The 15,489-nt window shown below is 56.7% G+C and carries 14 protein-coding genes; 5 read left to right on the forward strand and 9 right to left on the reverse strand.

Features of this window, described 5'->3' with window-relative positions; translation table 11 throughout:
- Window positions 1-36: 36 nt before the first annotated feature.
- Window positions 37-1,365, reverse strand: coding sequence for a glycosyltransferase family 2 protein (locus tag B2P82_RS12940; protein ID WP_290497375.1), 1,329 nt, complete (start codon window positions 1,363-1,365; stop codon window positions 37-39).
- Between the two features lie 258 nt (window positions 1,366-1,623).
- Here B2P82_RS12940 and B2P82_RS12945 point away from each other — a divergent pair, with 258 nt between their 5' ends.
- The 3 genes from B2P82_RS12945 (at window position 1,624) to B2P82_RS12955 (ending at window position 3,997) form a co-directional block, all read left to right on the forward strand.
- Complete coding sequence (locus B2P82_RS12945; protein WP_290497377.1) at window positions 1,624-3,165, forward strand: FAD-binding domain-containing protein; 1,542 nt, start codon at window positions 1,624-1,626, stop codon at window positions 3,163-3,165.
- A gap of 245 nt (window positions 3,166-3,410) precedes the next feature.
- On the forward strand, window positions 3,411-3,593 hold the full coding sequence (locus B2P82_RS12950; RefSeq protein WP_290497379.1) for a hypothetical protein: 183 nt from the start codon (window positions 3,411-3,413) through the stop codon (window positions 3,591-3,593).
- A gap of 98 nt (window positions 3,594-3,691) precedes the next feature.
- A complete protein-coding gene (locus tag B2P82_RS12955) occupies window positions 3,692-3,997 on the forward strand; it encodes a UrcA family protein (RefSeq protein WP_206991448.1) in 306 nt (101 codons plus the stop codon).
- A 94-nt stretch (window positions 3,998-4,091) separates the two neighbouring features.
- Here the strand turns inward: B2P82_RS12955 and B2P82_RS12960 are convergent, their stop codons facing one another.
- Window positions 4,092-4,622 carry a SixA phosphatase family protein gene (locus B2P82_RS12960; protein ID WP_206991449.1) on the reverse strand — a complete coding sequence of 177 codons (531 nt, stop codon included), beginning with the start codon at window positions 4,620-4,622 and terminating at the stop codon, window positions 4,092-4,094.
- A 126-nt stretch (window positions 4,623-4,748) separates the two neighbouring features.
- Here B2P82_RS12960 and B2P82_RS12965 point away from each other — a divergent pair, with 126 nt between their 5' ends.
- Window positions 4,749-5,387 carry a peroxiredoxin gene (locus B2P82_RS12965; protein WP_034814962.1) on the forward strand — a complete coding sequence of 213 codons (639 nt, stop codon included), beginning with the start codon at window positions 4,749-4,751 and terminating at the stop codon, window positions 5,385-5,387.
- Window positions 5,388-5,440: 53 nt separating this feature from the next.
- Here the strand turns inward: B2P82_RS12965 and B2P82_RS12970 are convergent, their stop codons facing one another.
- From B2P82_RS12970 to B2P82_RS12985, 4 genes are all read right to left on the reverse strand, one after another.
- A complete protein-coding gene (locus B2P82_RS12970) occupies window positions 5,441-7,999 on the reverse strand; it encodes an HWE histidine kinase domain-containing protein (RefSeq protein ID WP_290497382.1) in 2,559 nt (852 codons plus the stop codon).
- Entirely contained in the window at window positions 7,974-8,552 is a 579-nt protein-coding gene (locus B2P82_RS12975) for a biliverdin-producing heme oxygenase (RefSeq protein WP_290497384.1), read from the reverse strand. Before B2P82_RS12975 ends, B2P82_RS12970 begins: the two co-directional genes overlap by 26 nt.
- Window positions 8,553-8,584: 32 nt before the next feature.
- On the reverse strand, window positions 8,585-9,406 hold the full coding sequence (locus B2P82_RS12980) for a TIGR00282 family metallophosphoesterase (RefSeq protein ID WP_290497385.1): 822 nt from the start codon (window positions 9,404-9,406) through the stop codon (window positions 8,585-8,587).
- Between the two features lie 89 nt (window positions 9,407-9,495).
- Window positions 9,496-11,127: an aq_1923 C-terminal domain gene (locus tag B2P82_RS12985; RefSeq protein ID WP_034814954.1), complete on the reverse strand. Its 1,632-nt coding sequence runs from the start codon at window positions 11,125-11,127 to the stop codon at window positions 9,496-9,498.
- 68 nt (window positions 11,128-11,195) lie between these two features.
- Between B2P82_RS12985 and B2P82_RS12990 the strand changes: the two genes are divergently transcribed.
- On the forward strand, window positions 11,196-11,915 hold the full coding sequence (locus tag B2P82_RS12990; RefSeq protein WP_034814951.1) for a M48 family metallopeptidase: 720 nt from the start codon (window positions 11,196-11,198) through the stop codon (window positions 11,913-11,915).
- Between the two features lie 6 nt (window positions 11,916-11,921).
- Here the strand turns inward: B2P82_RS12990 and B2P82_RS12995 are convergent, their stop codons facing one another.
- The 3 genes from B2P82_RS12995 to B2P82_RS13005 are packed head-to-tail and all read right to left on the reverse strand — an operon-like array spanning window position 11,922 to window position 15,459.
- The gene (locus B2P82_RS12995; RefSeq protein ID WP_051607822.1) at window positions 11,922-13,838 is read right to left on the reverse strand and encodes a cation:proton antiporter; all 1,917 of its coding nucleotides are present in this window, start codon (window positions 13,836-13,838) and stop codon (window positions 11,922-11,924) included.
- A gap of 47 nt (window positions 13,839-13,885) precedes the next feature.
- Window positions 13,886-14,410, reverse strand: coding sequence for a hypothetical protein (locus B2P82_RS13000; RefSeq protein WP_206991457.1), 525 nt, complete (start codon window positions 14,408-14,410; stop codon window positions 13,886-13,888).
- Between the two features lie 38 nt (window positions 14,411-14,448).
- Window positions 14,449-15,459 (reverse strand): endonuclease/exonuclease/phosphatase family protein, encoded by a 1,011-nt coding sequence (locus tag B2P82_RS13005; RefSeq protein WP_290497388.1) that lies wholly within the window; start codon window positions 15,457-15,459, stop codon window positions 14,449-14,451.
- Window positions 15,460-15,489 lie beyond the last annotated feature (30 nt).

The following is a 15,489-nucleotide window of genomic DNA, read 5'->3' on the forward strand; positions in this document are numbered from 1 at the left end:
GCCCATCAGATAGCACCGCCAAGCACTGACCTAGCGTTAGAATTGGTGCGCGCCTCCCGCGCCAGGCACGCCCTCTCGAGGCGTTTTGACCCAATAATGTGGTCTGCGCGCCAAGCTGTAGAGGGCTCTCGCCATCGCGAAGAACTGCAGCGGCCAATAAAATGGCAATGTGATAAGGTCTCGCATACGTATTGCGAAGGAAGCCGACGGCACTGTGAGGGCGGTCACAGCACCAACCGCATAAGAAACGGTGAGCATCGCCCAGCTGATGCGGCTTAAGTTGGCATCCGGAGACACGATACAGACCACGCACCAGACCAGCCAAGGAAGGTGAAAGAGCGCAGACAGAATGGAGGCGCCAAGCGTCAGCTGCATTGAGACAAAGCGCAGCGCCCCCATTTCACGTGCTGCAGTGACGGGTTCGCGCATCAGCACCAACCAAGTCTGCACGAAGCCCTTCAACCATCGCGACCGCTGACCAAGCCAGACATTCAGATGCTGTGGCGGTAGCTCAACAGTTGATGGGGCGATGACGTCAATCTTCTTGCCAAGACGTGCGAACCGCAGACCCAGGTCCGCATCTTCAGTCACATTCCAAGCGTCCCACCCGCCCGACGCAAGTAGCGCCCTGCGGCGGAAATGATTGCTTGTTCCGCCGAGCGGTATGGGCATGCCGAGCCGAGCCAGCGCTGGCATGAGCCGATGAAACTGAATTGCATACTCCAGTGCCCAGTGTCGGGACAGCCAACTACCGAAGCGCACATTCCCAGACAGGGGAGCCTGTACACAAGCCAGGTCCGGATCCCACGCAAACCGGCGTGCCGCCTCCATGAGCTGGCCCGGATTGGGCCGGTCCTCGGCATCATAGACGGTCACAAATGCCCCACGGGCCCGTCCGAGGCCATAATTCAACGCGCGGGGCTTGGTCTGTGGCTTGCCGGGGGGCAGGACCAGAACTTCGGTTCCTTCCGGCCATATTTGAGCATGGATCGCATCCTTCGTTGCGTCGTCTCCGGCTTCCAACAACAGTTTCACATCAAGCAAATGCCGCGGATATTCGAGCGACATCAGGCTGTCTGATAGCTGGGGCATGCAGGCGGCCTCGTCCTTGAGCGCTATCAGGATCGTATATACCGGCAGTAACAAGGAGAGGGAGGCTGGATCGGTCAGAAGGTAGGCGCGACTGTCCCCAAAGATCGCCAATGCGAGTCTATACGCAATGATGAGAACGAAGATGACCAGGCTGAGCGTCCCAAGCCCAGTCAGGATCAACCCGGGCGCAAACAATCCCAAAATACCAAGTGTGGCCGCGCTCCGACCGACGAAACGAGACTGTGCCTCGTCAAGTCCTGTCTTTGCAGACATGCCCTGGAATCGGGAAGGGAACGCCTCCGCTGCCCTTTCCGCCAGACGCACGTCCGGCGGAGGCTCAGCAAGGTCATCAAACAAATGCTGCGGAAATCTCTCCCGCGCGGACGCCCCATCACCACCCATGAAATGCATTGATGAGTAAAGAGGACGAAGCTCAAGAAACCACAAGTTGAATTCGTTTCAAGATCGTAACGAATGGCCCAATTGATAGAAATATATAGACTCTCGCAAAGTTTGTTCTATATTTGTTCTATGACTGAGCTCAACATCATCTGGTTTCGACGGGACCTTCGGGTTCACGATCATGCCGCACTCGCTTCTGCCTGCGCAGCGGGCGGACAGATTGTGCCGCTTTTCATATTCGAGCCGAATTATTGGCAACGGGCCGACACGTCGGGACGCCAATTTGAGTTTGCAGTGGAATCTCTTGCTGATCTTGATCGCGCCCTGCGCCAACGCGGTAGTCAGCTTTGCCTCAGATCCGGCGTGGTGACGGAAGTTCTCTCACGCCTGCATGCCCAGCATGGCATCGCTTCCCTTCATTTCCACTCTCTCGGCAATACGCCTGCAGAGGCGGAACAGGACCGGCAGGTTCGCACCTGGGCGCTCAAGGTTGGGATTCCCCTGAGAGAGCATACCGGGATACAACATTCAATTTCGCCGCATTCTGATTGGGATACGGCGTGGCGCAGACATATGAGAAAGCCTCGTATCGCGGCGCCCGCAGCTCTTCCTCCGCTGTCAATTCCATCGGAAGGCTGGCCGATCGCTTCTGATTTCGGTCTGGAATTAGACGGGTGTCCAGACCGACAAACGGGCGGGCGGACCAATGCGATCCTTCAATTGCGGTGGTTCCTGTCGGGCGGTGGTCGCAATGCTGGGAAGGCAAACTTGTCCATAACGGCATGTGAGGCGACCGCATCGCGACTGTCCGCTCATTTGACGATGGGCTCAGTGTCAGAACGCGAAGTCTGGCAAGCCGCCATGAAAGCCCAGGCGGCACTGGTTACCGATGGGGACGAGACCTTTGCCACGGCACTTCACCGCTTCACCGAAAAGCTCGCCAAGCGATCTCGACGTGTTCAGGCATCTGCCCGGGTCAGTCTGACCGACACGTCCCTGCTCCCGGTCGACATTCATAACCGAGAAGAAGCCAGTTTGGCTGATCCTCGTTTGTCTGCTTGGACAAATGGAAAAACGGGGTTTCCGCTATTGGATGCGAGTATGCGGTGTCTTCAGGCCACCGGGCATTTGGAATCGAGCCTCAGGAGCCTGCTTCTTTCCTTTGCAACATGTCATCTCTGGCTGGGACCGGTTCGCCCGGCTCAAGTCCTGGCGCAACTCTGCACCGATTTTGCTCCGGCGATGTACTACGTAAGTGCCAGCCAAGTCATCGGCCTCTCCAGAGAAGCTCCGCCATATATCCCCAACCCCGTCAGGCAATCCCTGTCTCGTGACCCAGACGGCGCGTTCATCCGCAAATGGATTCCCGAGATCGCCGAACTACCCGACCAGTATCTCCATGCACCCTGGGAAGCTCCCAAGTCGGCCCTGTCCGCGCACGGCATCATTCTCGGACAATCCTACCCTATGCCGCTGGTGGACCATGTCGCAGCCGCCCGAGAAGCAAAACGCAGGCTTTCCCCTGACGGGGCGTCTCGCCCACTGCCCTTTCATTCTATTGCCCGAAAGCCGCTGGGCATCAGAAGGTCAACTATCGGCCGCAACATGGCAGCAAAGCGCTCAGGCCATAGCCCAATCCAGCTCAGCTTTGATTTGCAGAGCCAAGCCTGATTGGTGGGCAGCACAATACAATCCTTTGCATTAATTCTGCTTCAGATTTTTTCTTCGGCTTGACTTGCAATTGGCCGACCCATATCGATATTCAACAAATAACAGAGCCTTGAAATTGCTCGTATTTATCTTTTTTCGATAAAAACTTATTGATTTTCGATAATTTCCAACCTAGATTGTTTGTGTCGGCGGCGGGATGGTCTCGCCAAGGACATTCAGAAAACAGCTAGAAGGAATTGAAAATCATGATCCCCCGCGCTCGTCATACCGACATCGCCGCTCCCGCCCAGAATGACGTGATGGCCCTCTCCATCATGACCGGAGAGGCAACTCACCGGACCCGGCCGGCCAATGATGTCAAAGCGGAGGATCGTCAGAATCTTCTGGTTCGCCGCCGCCGCCGCTTCGCCCGCCGCGAAGCGCACTAAGCCCGCCTGCCGGCGCCGCGACAATCGGTTCCCCTGCCGATCGTGGCGCCGGCCTCCCCCCGCCCCCACACTCACAAGCCCAGAAGGATAATCTCACCATGATCCGCTCAATCACAGCCATCGCCATTGCCGCTTCCATCGCCACCGCGCCCGCTTTCGCCGCGTCCGACAATTTCCAGATGGAAATCGATCTGAACCGCACGCAACTTGAGACGCAAGAAGGCGCAATCCAAGAATACAAGCGCATTCGACAGGATGTTCATGAGCGCTGCGCCGCCGAACATGACACTTTTCGCTTCGCGAAGGACTATGTGGTCGAAAAGTGCGAACGCTCGATGATGAAAAAGGTCGTCGCCTTCGTGGATGACGCGACCTTCACCAAGGTTCACTACGCATCCAACTAATCTTCTTCGGCTCTGGCGGGCCTCCTGCCTCTCCAAACACACGCCCGCCCGGTCCGGATCCTTGCCCTGCTCTCACCAGCAGGGCATTTTCTTGTCAGGAATTCGCGTCGGCTTCCCGGAAGTCCTTTGCCCGCAGGACCTGCGCAAGTCGGAAATGAGCAGGCACAAACGCTTCATCCTCATCACTCTCGAACAAGGCACAGCAACTGGTTGGGAATTTTTCTATTAACCGGATCGATTCCTGATGGTCCTGGCTACCGGCTTCGCGAAGAATTTCCATCGAGAAGTCATGCAGGCCCGGATTGTGACCGATGATCATGAGCGTACCGGCACCATCATTATGCCGCACAGCTTCGGTCAAGCCGCGCACACCCGACAAATAGAGAGACTCCATCGGGCGTACTTTCTCGCCCTCCACAACCCTGGCAACTTCAGAACAGGTTTCGCGGGCGCGGCGGGCGCTGGATACCAAAATCCGCTCCGGGCACCATCCCATCGCGACCAGTTCTTCGGCCATGCGCTGCGCGTCCTCCTTGCCTCTTGCCGTCAGAGCGCGGCTGAAATCGTCTACCCCTTCGCCCCAAGGCTCCGTCTTGGCGTGTCGCATCAGGATCAGGCGCTTCATTCCAATTCCTTCTTCCCGGATCGGGCATTAGAAAAACTTATCGACAGCTTCAGGTGCCGCGCATTGGATTGCTTCTTCTTAGGCACCATTTTCTGGTCAGAAATCAAGAGACAGGAGTATGGTAATATGAGCCTTCTGATTGGCGACGTCGCCCCAGATTTTGAAGCCGAGACAACAGAAGGCCGCATTCGCTTCCACGAATGGGCTGGCGATGACTGGGTCGTGTTCTTCTCCCACCCGGCAGATTTCACACCGGTTTGCACCACTGAACTTGGCTATACAGCGAAACTGAAGGATGAATTCGCCAAGCGTGGCGCAAAAGCCCTCGTCATTTCAGTCGACAGCCTCGAAGACCACAAGAAGTGGATCGCTGATATCGAGGAAACCCAGAATACCAGTGTTCAATTTCCGATCATTGCCGATCCTGATCGCAGCGTGGCAACGCTTTACAACATGATCCACCCAAATGCGGACGCCAAAGTCACGGTTCGGGCAGTTTATGTCGTCGACCCCAACAAGAAAATTCGCGCTTCCATCATCTATCCCCCAAGCGCAGGTCGGAACTTTGATGAGATCCTCCGCCTGATTGACAGCCTTCAACTTACGGACGGCCACAAAGTGGCGACGCCAGTGAACTGGAATGACGGCGATGATGTGATCATCGTGCCTTCTCTGACTGACCCGGACGAAATCGCCAGGCTCTTTCCGAAAGGCTACAAGGCGGTGAAGCCATATTTGCGCTATACTCCTCAGCCGGAAAAATAGATTTCCTCCTGACCTTCCGCGCCATCAGCGCACGGAAGGCACTGGAAGCCAATTCAATTTGGTAAAGCTGCTTTGATCGAGTCGATATCGTATGGTTTCTTGACCACTGGCGCGGATGAGTAACGCTTCGCCAAATCGATGGAATCTCCATATCCCGTCGCAAATGCAAAGGAAATGCTTTGTGCGTGCAATTGTTCGGCGACCGGTTCACTGGTCTCTGATCCGAGGTTGACATCCAACAAGGCGAATTGGAGGGTCTCGCTCTCGATGAAATCGAGGGCTTCCTTCACGTTTGACGCGACGAACACTTCCGTTGCACCTAGCGACCGAAGCATGTCCTCCGCATCCATCGCAATGATCAAATTGTCTTCCAGTACCAGCGCATGCCCAGACAGGCTGGCCTGCTTGCGTTCATCCATCTTGTTTACGGTCTCTGTGCGCAAGGCATCGGAAAATCCATCGACATGTGCTGGGGGAATTTCGAAATCCGCTGAGACACCGGTGACCTCAAACCTAATCTCGGCTCGACCACCCAGCTCATACGGAATCGATCGCTCAATGATGGTCGACCCGAAGCCCCGGCGTACAGGAGGCGACTGGATGGGCGGGCCACCGGTCTCCAACCACGATATTGACAAGGCCCCGTCCGAGAGCCGCGCGAAGCCAATCTGCACGACGCCATTTGTTTTGCTAAGCGCCCCGTATTTGGCCGAGTTGGTCAGCAATTCATGCACGACCAGTGACACAGCCGTGAAGGCTTTTGGTCGCAAGTGGACGTCCGGCCCCAGAATCTTCACCTTCTCGGCGTTTGCCCCAAGATAGGCCTCTACCTCGATGCGTATCAGCTCTCGTGCTGAAGCAGGCTCCCATTGCTGCCGCGTGATCAAGTCATGGGCACGACTGAGTGCATGGATCCGACCACCCACAACATGCGTAAACTCAGAGAGGGAGCGCGCCTCGGATCCGCTCTGTTCAACAAGCCCACCAATCAAGCTCAAGATATTCCGCACTCGGTGATTAAGCTCGGAAATCAGAAGTTCCTGATGCTCCTGCGCTTTAGCCCGTTCGCGCAATGTTACGTCCGACATACGCAAAATGACTTCGAGCAATGTCAGCCGCAGTGCTTCAGCGGCGCGCACTTCGGCGGGTTGCCAGGGGGCAGATGTATTCCGCACAATCTGCTGCCATGCCTCAAAACTCTTACGCGGGGTGAGACGGTCGCCATTCGGACCAGAAACGACGGGCTTATCCGGATTCCCGGCCCATGTGACAGATTTTGCAAGCTCCCTGCGGAACAGCACAATATAGTCTCTCGGCGCCCGCGACACGGGCAAGACGAGCATACCGGCAGCGCGATCCACAAACTCAGCAGCAGCGGGATAGGCTTTAACAACACTGTCCGTGTGATAAATCCGGCTGGCGGCCGTCGTATTCAGGAAACTCACCAAGCCAAGAAATGCCTCCTTGCTCGGCGTATATCCGATCGATTCGAATTCTCCGTTAACCCACCCAACGGCTCCGTCGTAAGGAATGACCGAGGCGATACCGCTGATGATGGTATCAAAATTGTCAGATATCGACGCATCTTCGGCAAGCTGAGCCATGAGTTGGTCATGCAGGGACTGGGCGCGCTCCTGCTCATCCCTGCCCTCGTCAGATTCTTTCTGTTCCAACACAAATGAGAAAAGCTGCCCAAACAGTTCCGCGGCCGTACGAACTTCATAGCCAAGCACTCGCGGGCTCTCATGATGGCAGGCGAAAAGCCCCCAGAGCTTGCCCCGCTTCAGGATGGAAATGGAGAGCGATGCCTGAACGCCCATATTTGCCAGATACTCCAGATGAATGGGCGAGACGGACCGCAAACCACTCATAGACAAGTCGAGCGGCACACCCTCAGGATTGATGGCAGGAATGATCTCCGCGCCCGAATCCGATACATCCGCGATGATACGCAGAAGGTTACGCTTGTAGAGTGCTCGCGCTTGCCTTGGAATGTCAGACGCCGGATAATGTAAACCCTTGAAACTATCCATTCCCGGCTTGACGGATTCAGATACGACAACTCCGGAATCATCCTCTTCAAAGCGGTAAACCATGATCCGATCAAACCCAATCAGGTTGCGCAACTGGCGCGCCGCCTCATCGCACAATTGTTGCGAAGAATCGGCGCGAGATATACGCTCCACCATGGGACGAACATAGTTCACATAGTTGGTATCGCGCGCATTGTCCCGAGGCTCGAACTCCATCACGATCGAGCGCCCCGACAGGTGCATGGAGAGGTCGAACAAGCGCTCATCCCCGGTCAATGCCACACCGAATACGCGCTCAACAGCATCCGGCGACGCCAACATAGGCATGCGAGATCGAATCAACAGCAAGGCCTGTTCCGAGAAACAGTCTCTCAGGGGCTTGCCTATCAGCTCTTCCGCTGCGGCTCCGATGAACTCTTTGACGTTTACCGAAGCATGGTTCACGATCCAGTCTGACGACATGGAGATCAGGCCACCAAAGGACTGTACACGCCCGATGACGTGAATGGGTTCACGGTCGCAATTCGTCAGGTCAACATCGCTCGCGGGCCCGTCAGTTTCGGGGCTGTGGCGGATCATAGGCAAACTTTCTGGTCACGTCCTGGCAAGCCGCCTCAAAAATCGAGAAACAGCCCTTCGCAGATTCTACTATATCAATAAATTCCGATTGGCTAATTTGCGCGTTTGAAACCTGGACAAGAAAATCTGTCCAGCAAGAACGGTCTGTCATCTGGCTCAAAAAGCGACCTGCAAGCCGGACATTCGAATCATCGGCCTGCTGCCATCGTTTGTGCAGAACCGTACCACCGAGGCGGCTACCCGCGATAACATAAATTATTCCAACTGGATGCGCCGCCTCCATACTGGGCTCTGCCTGCCAGGTCGGTATTCCAGCGCCGAGTGAGGCAAGATCAGCCTCTATTTCTTCAAGGGGCAAGTGTGGCAATGTGAACCCGCCATGCGGTCGCAAATGACGCTCAACCGTCGTATAGGCGAGATGATTGATTGCGAGAAAGGCGGCAAGCCCTTCCGGCCGAGTGAGGTCATGGCGGCTGATGAATTCGTCCACGCGCGCATGATGGTCAGCGGTTCTTAAGCGCAAATCCTGCCTGACCGTGCCCACAATTTTCATCAATGAAATCTCTCTGTGCGTCCGCGCAGCGCTCAGGTCGGAACAGAATCGCTCAAACGGCCGCCAATGCGGATAGCTTCAATTCTTGTGGCAAGTCCTGTGGCGTCATCGGTTTCAATATAGGTTCCGCACAAGGTCCCCTCCCCCAAAGCGGGCTGATAACGCTCTCCAGGCAATTGTGTCTGGAAACGATACAGGGAAATCTGCTTCTGCATGCCGATGACGCTGTCATAGTCACCGCACATTCCGGCATCCGTCTGATAAGCCGTGCCGCCCTCAAGGATCATCGTGTCGGCTGTGGGGACATGGGTGTGACTTCCAACCACGAGACTTGCCCGTCCATCGCAATGATGGCCCATAGCCATTTTCTCACTGGTCGCTTCACAATGCATGTCCACAATGATGGCATCCGCCACAGCGCCAAGCGGCATGGAATCCAATGCCGCATCCACGGCCGCAAAGGGACACGGCAGCGTCTGGCGCATGAACACATTCCCCTGCACTTGGACGACCCCGACACGACGCCCATCCGGCAAGCTAAACAGATTGGCTCCCTTGCCAGGTGCGTCGGCAGCCGACGGGTAATTTATGGGGCGCAACAAACGGGGTTCGCGTTCGATATATGTCAGAGCCTCGCGTTGATCCCAGGCATGATCACCGAGAGTCAGGCAATCAGCACCTGCGGCAAAGAATTCCTCCGCAATGACGCTTGTCAGGCCGAAGCCCCCCGCCGAATTCTCAGCGTTTACTACAGCAAAATCCAGACGCATGCGCGCCTTCAGGCCCGGCAAATGGTCCAGGACAGCCTGTCGGCCAGGCTTTCCGACCACATCTCCAAAAAAGGCAATTTTCATGGCGGAAAGTCTATGCCCCGGCCTGAGAACAAAGAAAAGCGCGCGCGCCCAGTCGGCACGCGCGCGCTTAGAGTGGATTCCAGTAGACTCTATTCGTTGCTAGCCGAGAAGCCGAGCGACGACTTGGTCAGCGTAGACGGGTCTTCCATCTCTGCAAATGTCGACATCTTGATCGGTGTTGCAGGGTTCAACGAAATGGTCAGCGTCTTCGGATCCGTGATGAAGCTGGACAGGGCCGTGGAAGCCTCAGTTGCCAACTCCATGTCGATCCCCGATCCTGACGCCATCATAGGGGCCATGGCCAGCAGACCAGCCGTTTGGTTGCGCAGCTGCTGCGGGTCTTCACCGCTCTGCGCAGCGTAGGCATTGAACGCACGGTCTACGATGCCATCATCATCCAAGGACAGGTCGATGGAGTGCAGCGTAAGCTTCTCCATGACTTCGCCGAGCATTGCCGATGGATCTGCAGAGTCCATATCCTGTTCAGCCTGAGCCGCCGCCATCGCGCTGGCACCTTCATACTTCGCGCCGAAATTCAGGCGGAAGCCATCTTTCAGCTCCCAGTAATTCTTGCCTTTTTCCAGCGTCACCACGTCTGCATCAGGATCGTAAGCCTGTTCACTGGCCATGGTCAGCTCAAGCTTTTCGTATCCGAGCGTCGCAAGCTGGGTGCCCAACTGCTGGCCAAGTTCACCATCACCAGCGTTCAGAACCATTTTGACAGGCTCAGTGATCACTTTTACGGCACGGCCCTGCTTGTCATGGCTGACATTGGATACAAGCGAAGGCATGTCGAAATTGACGCCTGAAACATCGAAGTTCAGATTTTTCAGATTGATCGACTTGTAACCGGGATTGGCCGGATCTTTCGGGTTCATGCCGGCCATGAAGCCAGACTCAAAGCTGTCTTCCAGAGAGTCGCCCTCAGCTGGTGCAAACACCGACCAGTCAAACCCGCGAATATCCACATTGCTGAGATTGGCCTTGACGGTCATGTCGTCTTCAGGATCGAACATGTCGAACTTCAGGCCCTTCAGCATCATCTGAGCAGCCTTCTGATTCTTCATCCCAGAGACCGAAATCGTGTCCACGAGGAAGGTACCACTTTCGCCATCGTCTTCATCGATCTGCATGTTCATGTCGTTCATGGTCCACAGATCGAAAGAGAGCGCCTCCCCTGTAGGCATGTCAGCAGGTTCTGCGTCCGCAAACACGCTCGCGACCCATGCTGCCAGCGCAGGTGAAGGATTGACCAGTTCGATGGAGCCAATGGACGCGCTGCCATCTTCTGCTTCTTCGGGATCAGTCGGAACCAGCGAAATGTCGGACATGACCATGCGCGAGAAGCTTGCTTTGCCGTCAATCATGGCAAGACCGTCGAATTCCAGCTTTTTCGCTTTTACATCAGCACCATCCAGGTGCGTGCCGTCTTCATCGTCGTCGGACCCGTCATCGTCGCCTGCCAGAAGCGTCACGTCAGTGAATACGGCCTTGTCCCCGTTCAGCGTGCTGCTGCCGAAGGAAATGCGGCTGTCGTCGGCTTCATCCAAAGCAAAAGCCGCAAGCGCCTGTGGCGCGGTTGCTGGATCACCTTTGCGGGCCTTGACGTCCTTTGCGGCATCTGTGGCGTATTCAGAGCCAGCGCCATCAACCGGCTTGTCTTTGTCTCCGCAAGCCGTAAGCATGGCGATGGCGGCAACGCCTGTGAGCAGATATTTCATGTTTGGTCCCTTTAATGATTGATGCCAGCGTTTCATTTGCGCCCGTCACCTAGAGTGAGATTATTAACATGGCATACAACAATGGCCAGACCGTGACATTCAATGGCCCCGACGGGGACGAAATTCGTGTTCGCCTTGAAGTGAATTCGAAGGCACGCCGGTTGATTTTGAGATTGGATGAACGCCGCCGGGAAGCGGTCGCGATCGCGCCATCGCGGCGGCAGATCAAGGACGCCGCCGCCTTCGCAGCCGAACGTATCGACTGGATTTCAACGCGACTCCGTCACCTTCCAGAAGTCGTTCGTTTTGAGGAAAACAACCTGATTTCGTATCGGGGTGCCCCCTGCCGACTGACCGCAGAAGGCTCTGGCCGCGTGGCCCGCATGATCGTCGGTCAACCGAACACACTTTGCGCGCCGGGTGACCCGGAAACACTGCATTTGCGAGTCACCCGCTACCTGAAGAAACAGGCGCGTGCAGATATCACCCGCGCCGTAAACCGTCATGCCGCGACGCTGGGCGTCTCCTACAATGGCATCTCGGTGAAAGACACTCGCTCGCGTTGGGGCTCGTGCACGGCCGATGGCAAATTGTCTTTCTCGTGGCGCCTGATCATGGCGCCCTCTGAAGTGCTCGACTACGTAGCGGCCCATGAATGCGCACATTTGCTGGAAATGAACCACTCCCCGCGGTTCTGGGCGCATGTTGCAGCCTGTTGCAGCGACTGGAAGCGACAGCGCTCATGGCTGCGGGAGCATGGCGCTGGCCTTCAGGCAGCCGGCGAATAATCCGGCCTAGCTGGCAGCAACCTCTTCAGGTTCAGTTGCGACTTCAACATCGCGGGCCGGACCAAAGCTGATCAATGTAACCCCTTCGCCCCCCTTGGCCTCACGATTTGGCCCGAGGAAGATCAGCGTGCCGTCGGCACGAATTTCAGCGATCAGGTCCACTTTCGGTCGATCCTTGCGATAGTCTTCAAGGTCGTATTCGTCCGTCAGCTTCGTCTTGCCAAAGGTCCAACCGCGATAGTGGTCGCGGATCAGGCTGTCATAGCCCCTGCCCCGACGGATCAGCGTTCGCCCGCGGGTACCCATTCCGATGGCCCGGGGATCTTCTTCCTCGGTGTCCTGTGCCGACAATTGATAGACCTTGTGGCGGCCGAGTTCAGGGGCAAAATGTCCGGAAACTAGCGCGTTGTACGGCTCATTGGCAGACAAGCCAACAACCTGGTCGAAGGCGGCATGATCCAGCCGAACCTCCGCTTCCTCTGACAGGACTTCGCCGAAGAAGGTGTTGAGCCCGGCCTCGCGTGCAGGTCGCAAGCGCCTCCAGTTATTGTCTGCAAGGATCGGTTCGATACCGACATCCTTCAGCACTTTGGCCAGATCGATACTCCAGGGGTTCACACCTACCAGCAAGACGCCGGGTCGCTCCTTGCGGGCGAGTCCCAATCGCCGGGCCATTGGCCCGATCGTAAAGCCGTGGAGGACCACAGTCACGAACACCATGGCAAAGGCGAGCGGGGTGATCTGTTCTGCACCAGAGAAATAGAACCGGGAATCTCCGCGCCGCCCGAGATCCTCCAGCAGGGTTGCAAAAAGGCTGGAAACGGCAACCGCCACGATCCCGCGGGGCGCAATCCAGCCAAGCAGGATTGCTTCATTGCGTTTCAACGTCCCGAATGTGGCGATCCACACCGAAAGCGGCCGCACGATGAACAGCATCGCCAACAGGAAGGCGAGCGTATTCCAGGTCAGTGCGCGGCGAATGACATCTGGCGTGAGGTTCGCCGTCAGGATGACAAACACGCCCGAAACGAGCAAGACGGCGATATCCTCCTTGAATTTTCGGAGTTCCGCGAGCCCGGCAAGGCGCGAATTGGCCAGCGTCATGCCATAGGCCGTGACGGCAACGAGGCCGATTTCCTTTTCGATCATTTCTGCCAGCGCATAACAGAGAATGATGGACGCGAAGATGATCGGCGCCTTGAGGTATTCCGGAGTCCACCCCTGACGGAAGGCGCGCACGATGGCCCAACCGAAGGCGAAGCCCAGCCCGACACCCAGTGCAGCGGCCACGATGATCATGGCGCCCTTACCCAGGATCGACTCCCCCGTGGCGGCCACGCGAATGATTTCGAAAGCAGCCACGGCAAACAAGGCGCCAACCGGATCGTTGACGATGCCTTCCCATTTCAGGAACTGACCGGTTCGGCCGCCGAGTTTGGACTGACGCAGCAATGGCATGATAACGGTAGGCCCGGTAACCACCAGCACGCCCGCAAACACAACAGAACTACCCCAATCGAGACCGGCGGCATAATGGGCTGCGAAAGTGCCCAGCGCCCAAGCCAGCGGGCCACCAAGGAATACCATGCGCCGAACAGCTGCACCGGCATCACGCAGGTTCTCGAATTTCAGGACGAGCCCGCCCTCGAACAGGATCACGGCAACGGCCAGCGACACGATGGGACGCAACAATTCGCTGCTGCCGCTGTTGAACACCTTCTCAGGATTGAGCAGAGGCTCGCCGAAAACCACAGTCCACAACGGACCGACCGCCAAACCTGCCAACGCCATCAGCACAATGGCGGGTGCCTGTATACGCCAAGCGACCCATTGCGCACCAATTCCCAGCGCCCCGATCAGGGCGCAGGCGAAGATCAGCTCGCTGGATCCGGCGGATGCCAGTGCAAAGTTGAATTGGTCCATAAAAGCCCCGTTTCGTGGTGCATTCTGCCCGTCGGGCGATCAGAAAACTAGGCTTGAGCCGCGTTTATGTCATCAGCAAAGTCAAATCCGATCTCGCGGGTACCATAATCGCCTTCTTTGTAGCGTTCGATATGGTCGGAGAACCAGAGCAAGATGTGCTGGTAAAGATGTTCATAGAATGGTTCAGGGTCAGCATCTTTCAGCGGCAGGCTGAATTCGTATACCGAACCGTCCTCAATCTGAATCTTGAACTTGTCGCCGATCTTGCGGCACTGCATCACCAGCCTCAGCCAGTCCGTATCGCGCGTGACGCGCACAGCAAGGCCGAACGATATTGGCCCCAGGAGCCGGAAGCCTCGCGGCGGGATCGAAAAGGCTGCATCCCCATGTGCCTTTGGTTTGTAGGCCCCGGCCGGCGGGACGAGGTGGACACAAACGCCATCGGTTGAGCCAAGGAATTCGCAAAACCCGCTGCGGATTTCTTCCGCCAGTGTGCGGATTCGGTCGTAATTTTCAGCAGCGAGGGCCTGATAGGCCTCCACAGTCTCGATCAGATTATCAAAACGTGACACAGCCTGACGGCCCCCTTCATTACCAAAGCCAACATAAATTAGGGTGCCGCAGGGCGACCTTCAAATTTTAAAGTCGCCACCATCGGACAATGATCAGAAGCTTTGGGCGTAATCCAGCCGACGCCGGGAAAGCGAGCCCCATCATATCTGGCGGCTCTATATGGCGATCCTGCCCGTACAATCTCAACTGTGGCAGCAGGATTCAGGGCCGCGAGTTTGGGTGACAGGAAGATGTGATCCAGCGCGCCATAGGTGTCGTCGCCGCTGTAATGGTGAGTCCAGCGGTCATATGGGTCTGCAATGGCGCGGCTAGCCAGATCGATGGCGAACCCGTCGCCTACCAGCGCGCCCAGACCATGCGGCCGGGCCGGACGACCATCTACTTCCCAATAATCATTGAAATCACCCAAAATAACCCATTCCGCCCTAGCCGGGTCATCAAATCGCTGGCTTACAATCCGGCGCACAGCCTGAGCTTCAGCCTCACGCATGGCAACCGTCCTCTTGCGTCCACCATGCATGGATTTGAAGTGGCAGACAAAAAGTGTCAAAAGGCGTCCGTCTTTTTCCACATCCACTTCCAGACAATCCCGGCGAAAGACGTAGTCATTAATGGAAGCCCCTTTGGGGGGGTGAATGCCCAACCGTCCGAAGGTCGCCCGCGCATGGCTGCGCTGGAATGCAACCGTAAGCGACGACAACAGACCCACATCAATCCCGCGGCTGTCGTTCCCCTCGTGCAGCACACGTTCGCCAAACGGCTTTCCGGCCCAGCGCCCGACATAGCGATTGTCAAAAGCGGTCAAGGTGACGAGGTTTTCGACCTCCTGCAGTGCGCACACTTCGGCCTTGGTCGCGACCAGAGCCTGCGCGGTCAGGGTGCGGTCATCCTCCGACAGGACATCGAAAACCGCATCCACCTGTTCGGCGACCAGGGCGTCGTCGACATCGGTCAGCTTGCGACGCGCATTGGCGAGACCCGAGCGCGCGAAATCGCAGCGCATCATCAGGTTTTCGCAATTGAACGTGGCCAAACGAATATCAGGCATTCATCGGTGATGCGGCCTCATGCCTGCGGG

Origin of the sequence: Hyphomonas sp. UBA4494, from assembly GCF_002388935.1 — a bacterium.
GTDB lineage: Bacteria > Pseudomonadota > Alphaproteobacteria > Caulobacterales > Hyphomonadaceae > Hyphomonas.

Excerpts from the sequence above, each read along its gene's own strand:
- B2P82_RS12940 (WP_290497375.1), bottom strand. The coding sequence starts at position 1,365 with ATGTCTGCAAAGACAGGACTTGACGAGGCACAGTCTCGTTTCGTCGGT.
- B2P82_RS12945 (WP_290497377.1), top strand. The coding sequence starts at position 1,624 with ATGACTGAGCTCAACATCATCTGGTTTCGACGGGACCTTCGGGTTCAC.
- B2P82_RS12950 (WP_290497379.1), top strand. The coding sequence starts at position 3,411 with ATGATCCCCCGCGCTCGTCATACCGACATCGCCGCTCCCGCCCAGAAT.
- B2P82_RS12955 (WP_206991448.1), top strand. The coding sequence starts at position 3,692 with ATGATCCGCTCAATCACAGCCATCGCCATTGCCGCTTCCATCGCCACC.
- B2P82_RS12960 (WP_206991449.1), bottom strand. The coding sequence starts at position 4,622 with ATGAAGCGCCTGATCCTGATGCGACACGCCAAGACGGAGCCTTGGGGC.
- B2P82_RS12965 (WP_034814962.1), top strand. The coding sequence starts at position 4,749 with ATGAGCCTTCTGATTGGCGACGTCGCCCCAGATTTTGAAGCCGAGACA.
- B2P82_RS12970 (WP_290497382.1), bottom strand. The coding sequence starts at position 7,999 with ATGATCCGCCACAGCCCCGAAACTGACGGGCCCGCGAGCGATGTTGAC.
- B2P82_RS12975 (WP_290497384.1), bottom strand. The coding sequence starts at position 8,552 with ATGAAAATTGTGGGCACGGTCAGGCAGGATTTGCGCTTAAGAACCGCT.
- B2P82_RS12980 (WP_290497385.1), bottom strand. The coding sequence starts at position 9,406 with ATGAAAATTGCCTTTTTTGGAGATGTGGTCGGAAAGCCTGGCCGACAG.
- B2P82_RS12985 (WP_034814954.1), bottom strand. The coding sequence starts at position 11,127 with ATGAAATATCTGCTCACAGGCGTTGCCGCCATCGCCATGCTTACGGCT.
- B2P82_RS12990 (WP_034814951.1), top strand. The coding sequence starts at position 11,196 with ATGGCATACAACAATGGCCAGACCGTGACATTCAATGGCCCCGACGGG.
- B2P82_RS12995 (WP_051607822.1), bottom strand. The coding sequence starts at position 13,838 with ATGGACCAATTCAACTTTGCACTGGCATCCGCCGGATCCAGCGAGCTG.
- B2P82_RS13005 (WP_290497388.1), bottom strand. The coding sequence starts at position 15,459 with ATGCCTGATATTCGTTTGGCCACGTTCAATTGCGAAAACCTGATGATG.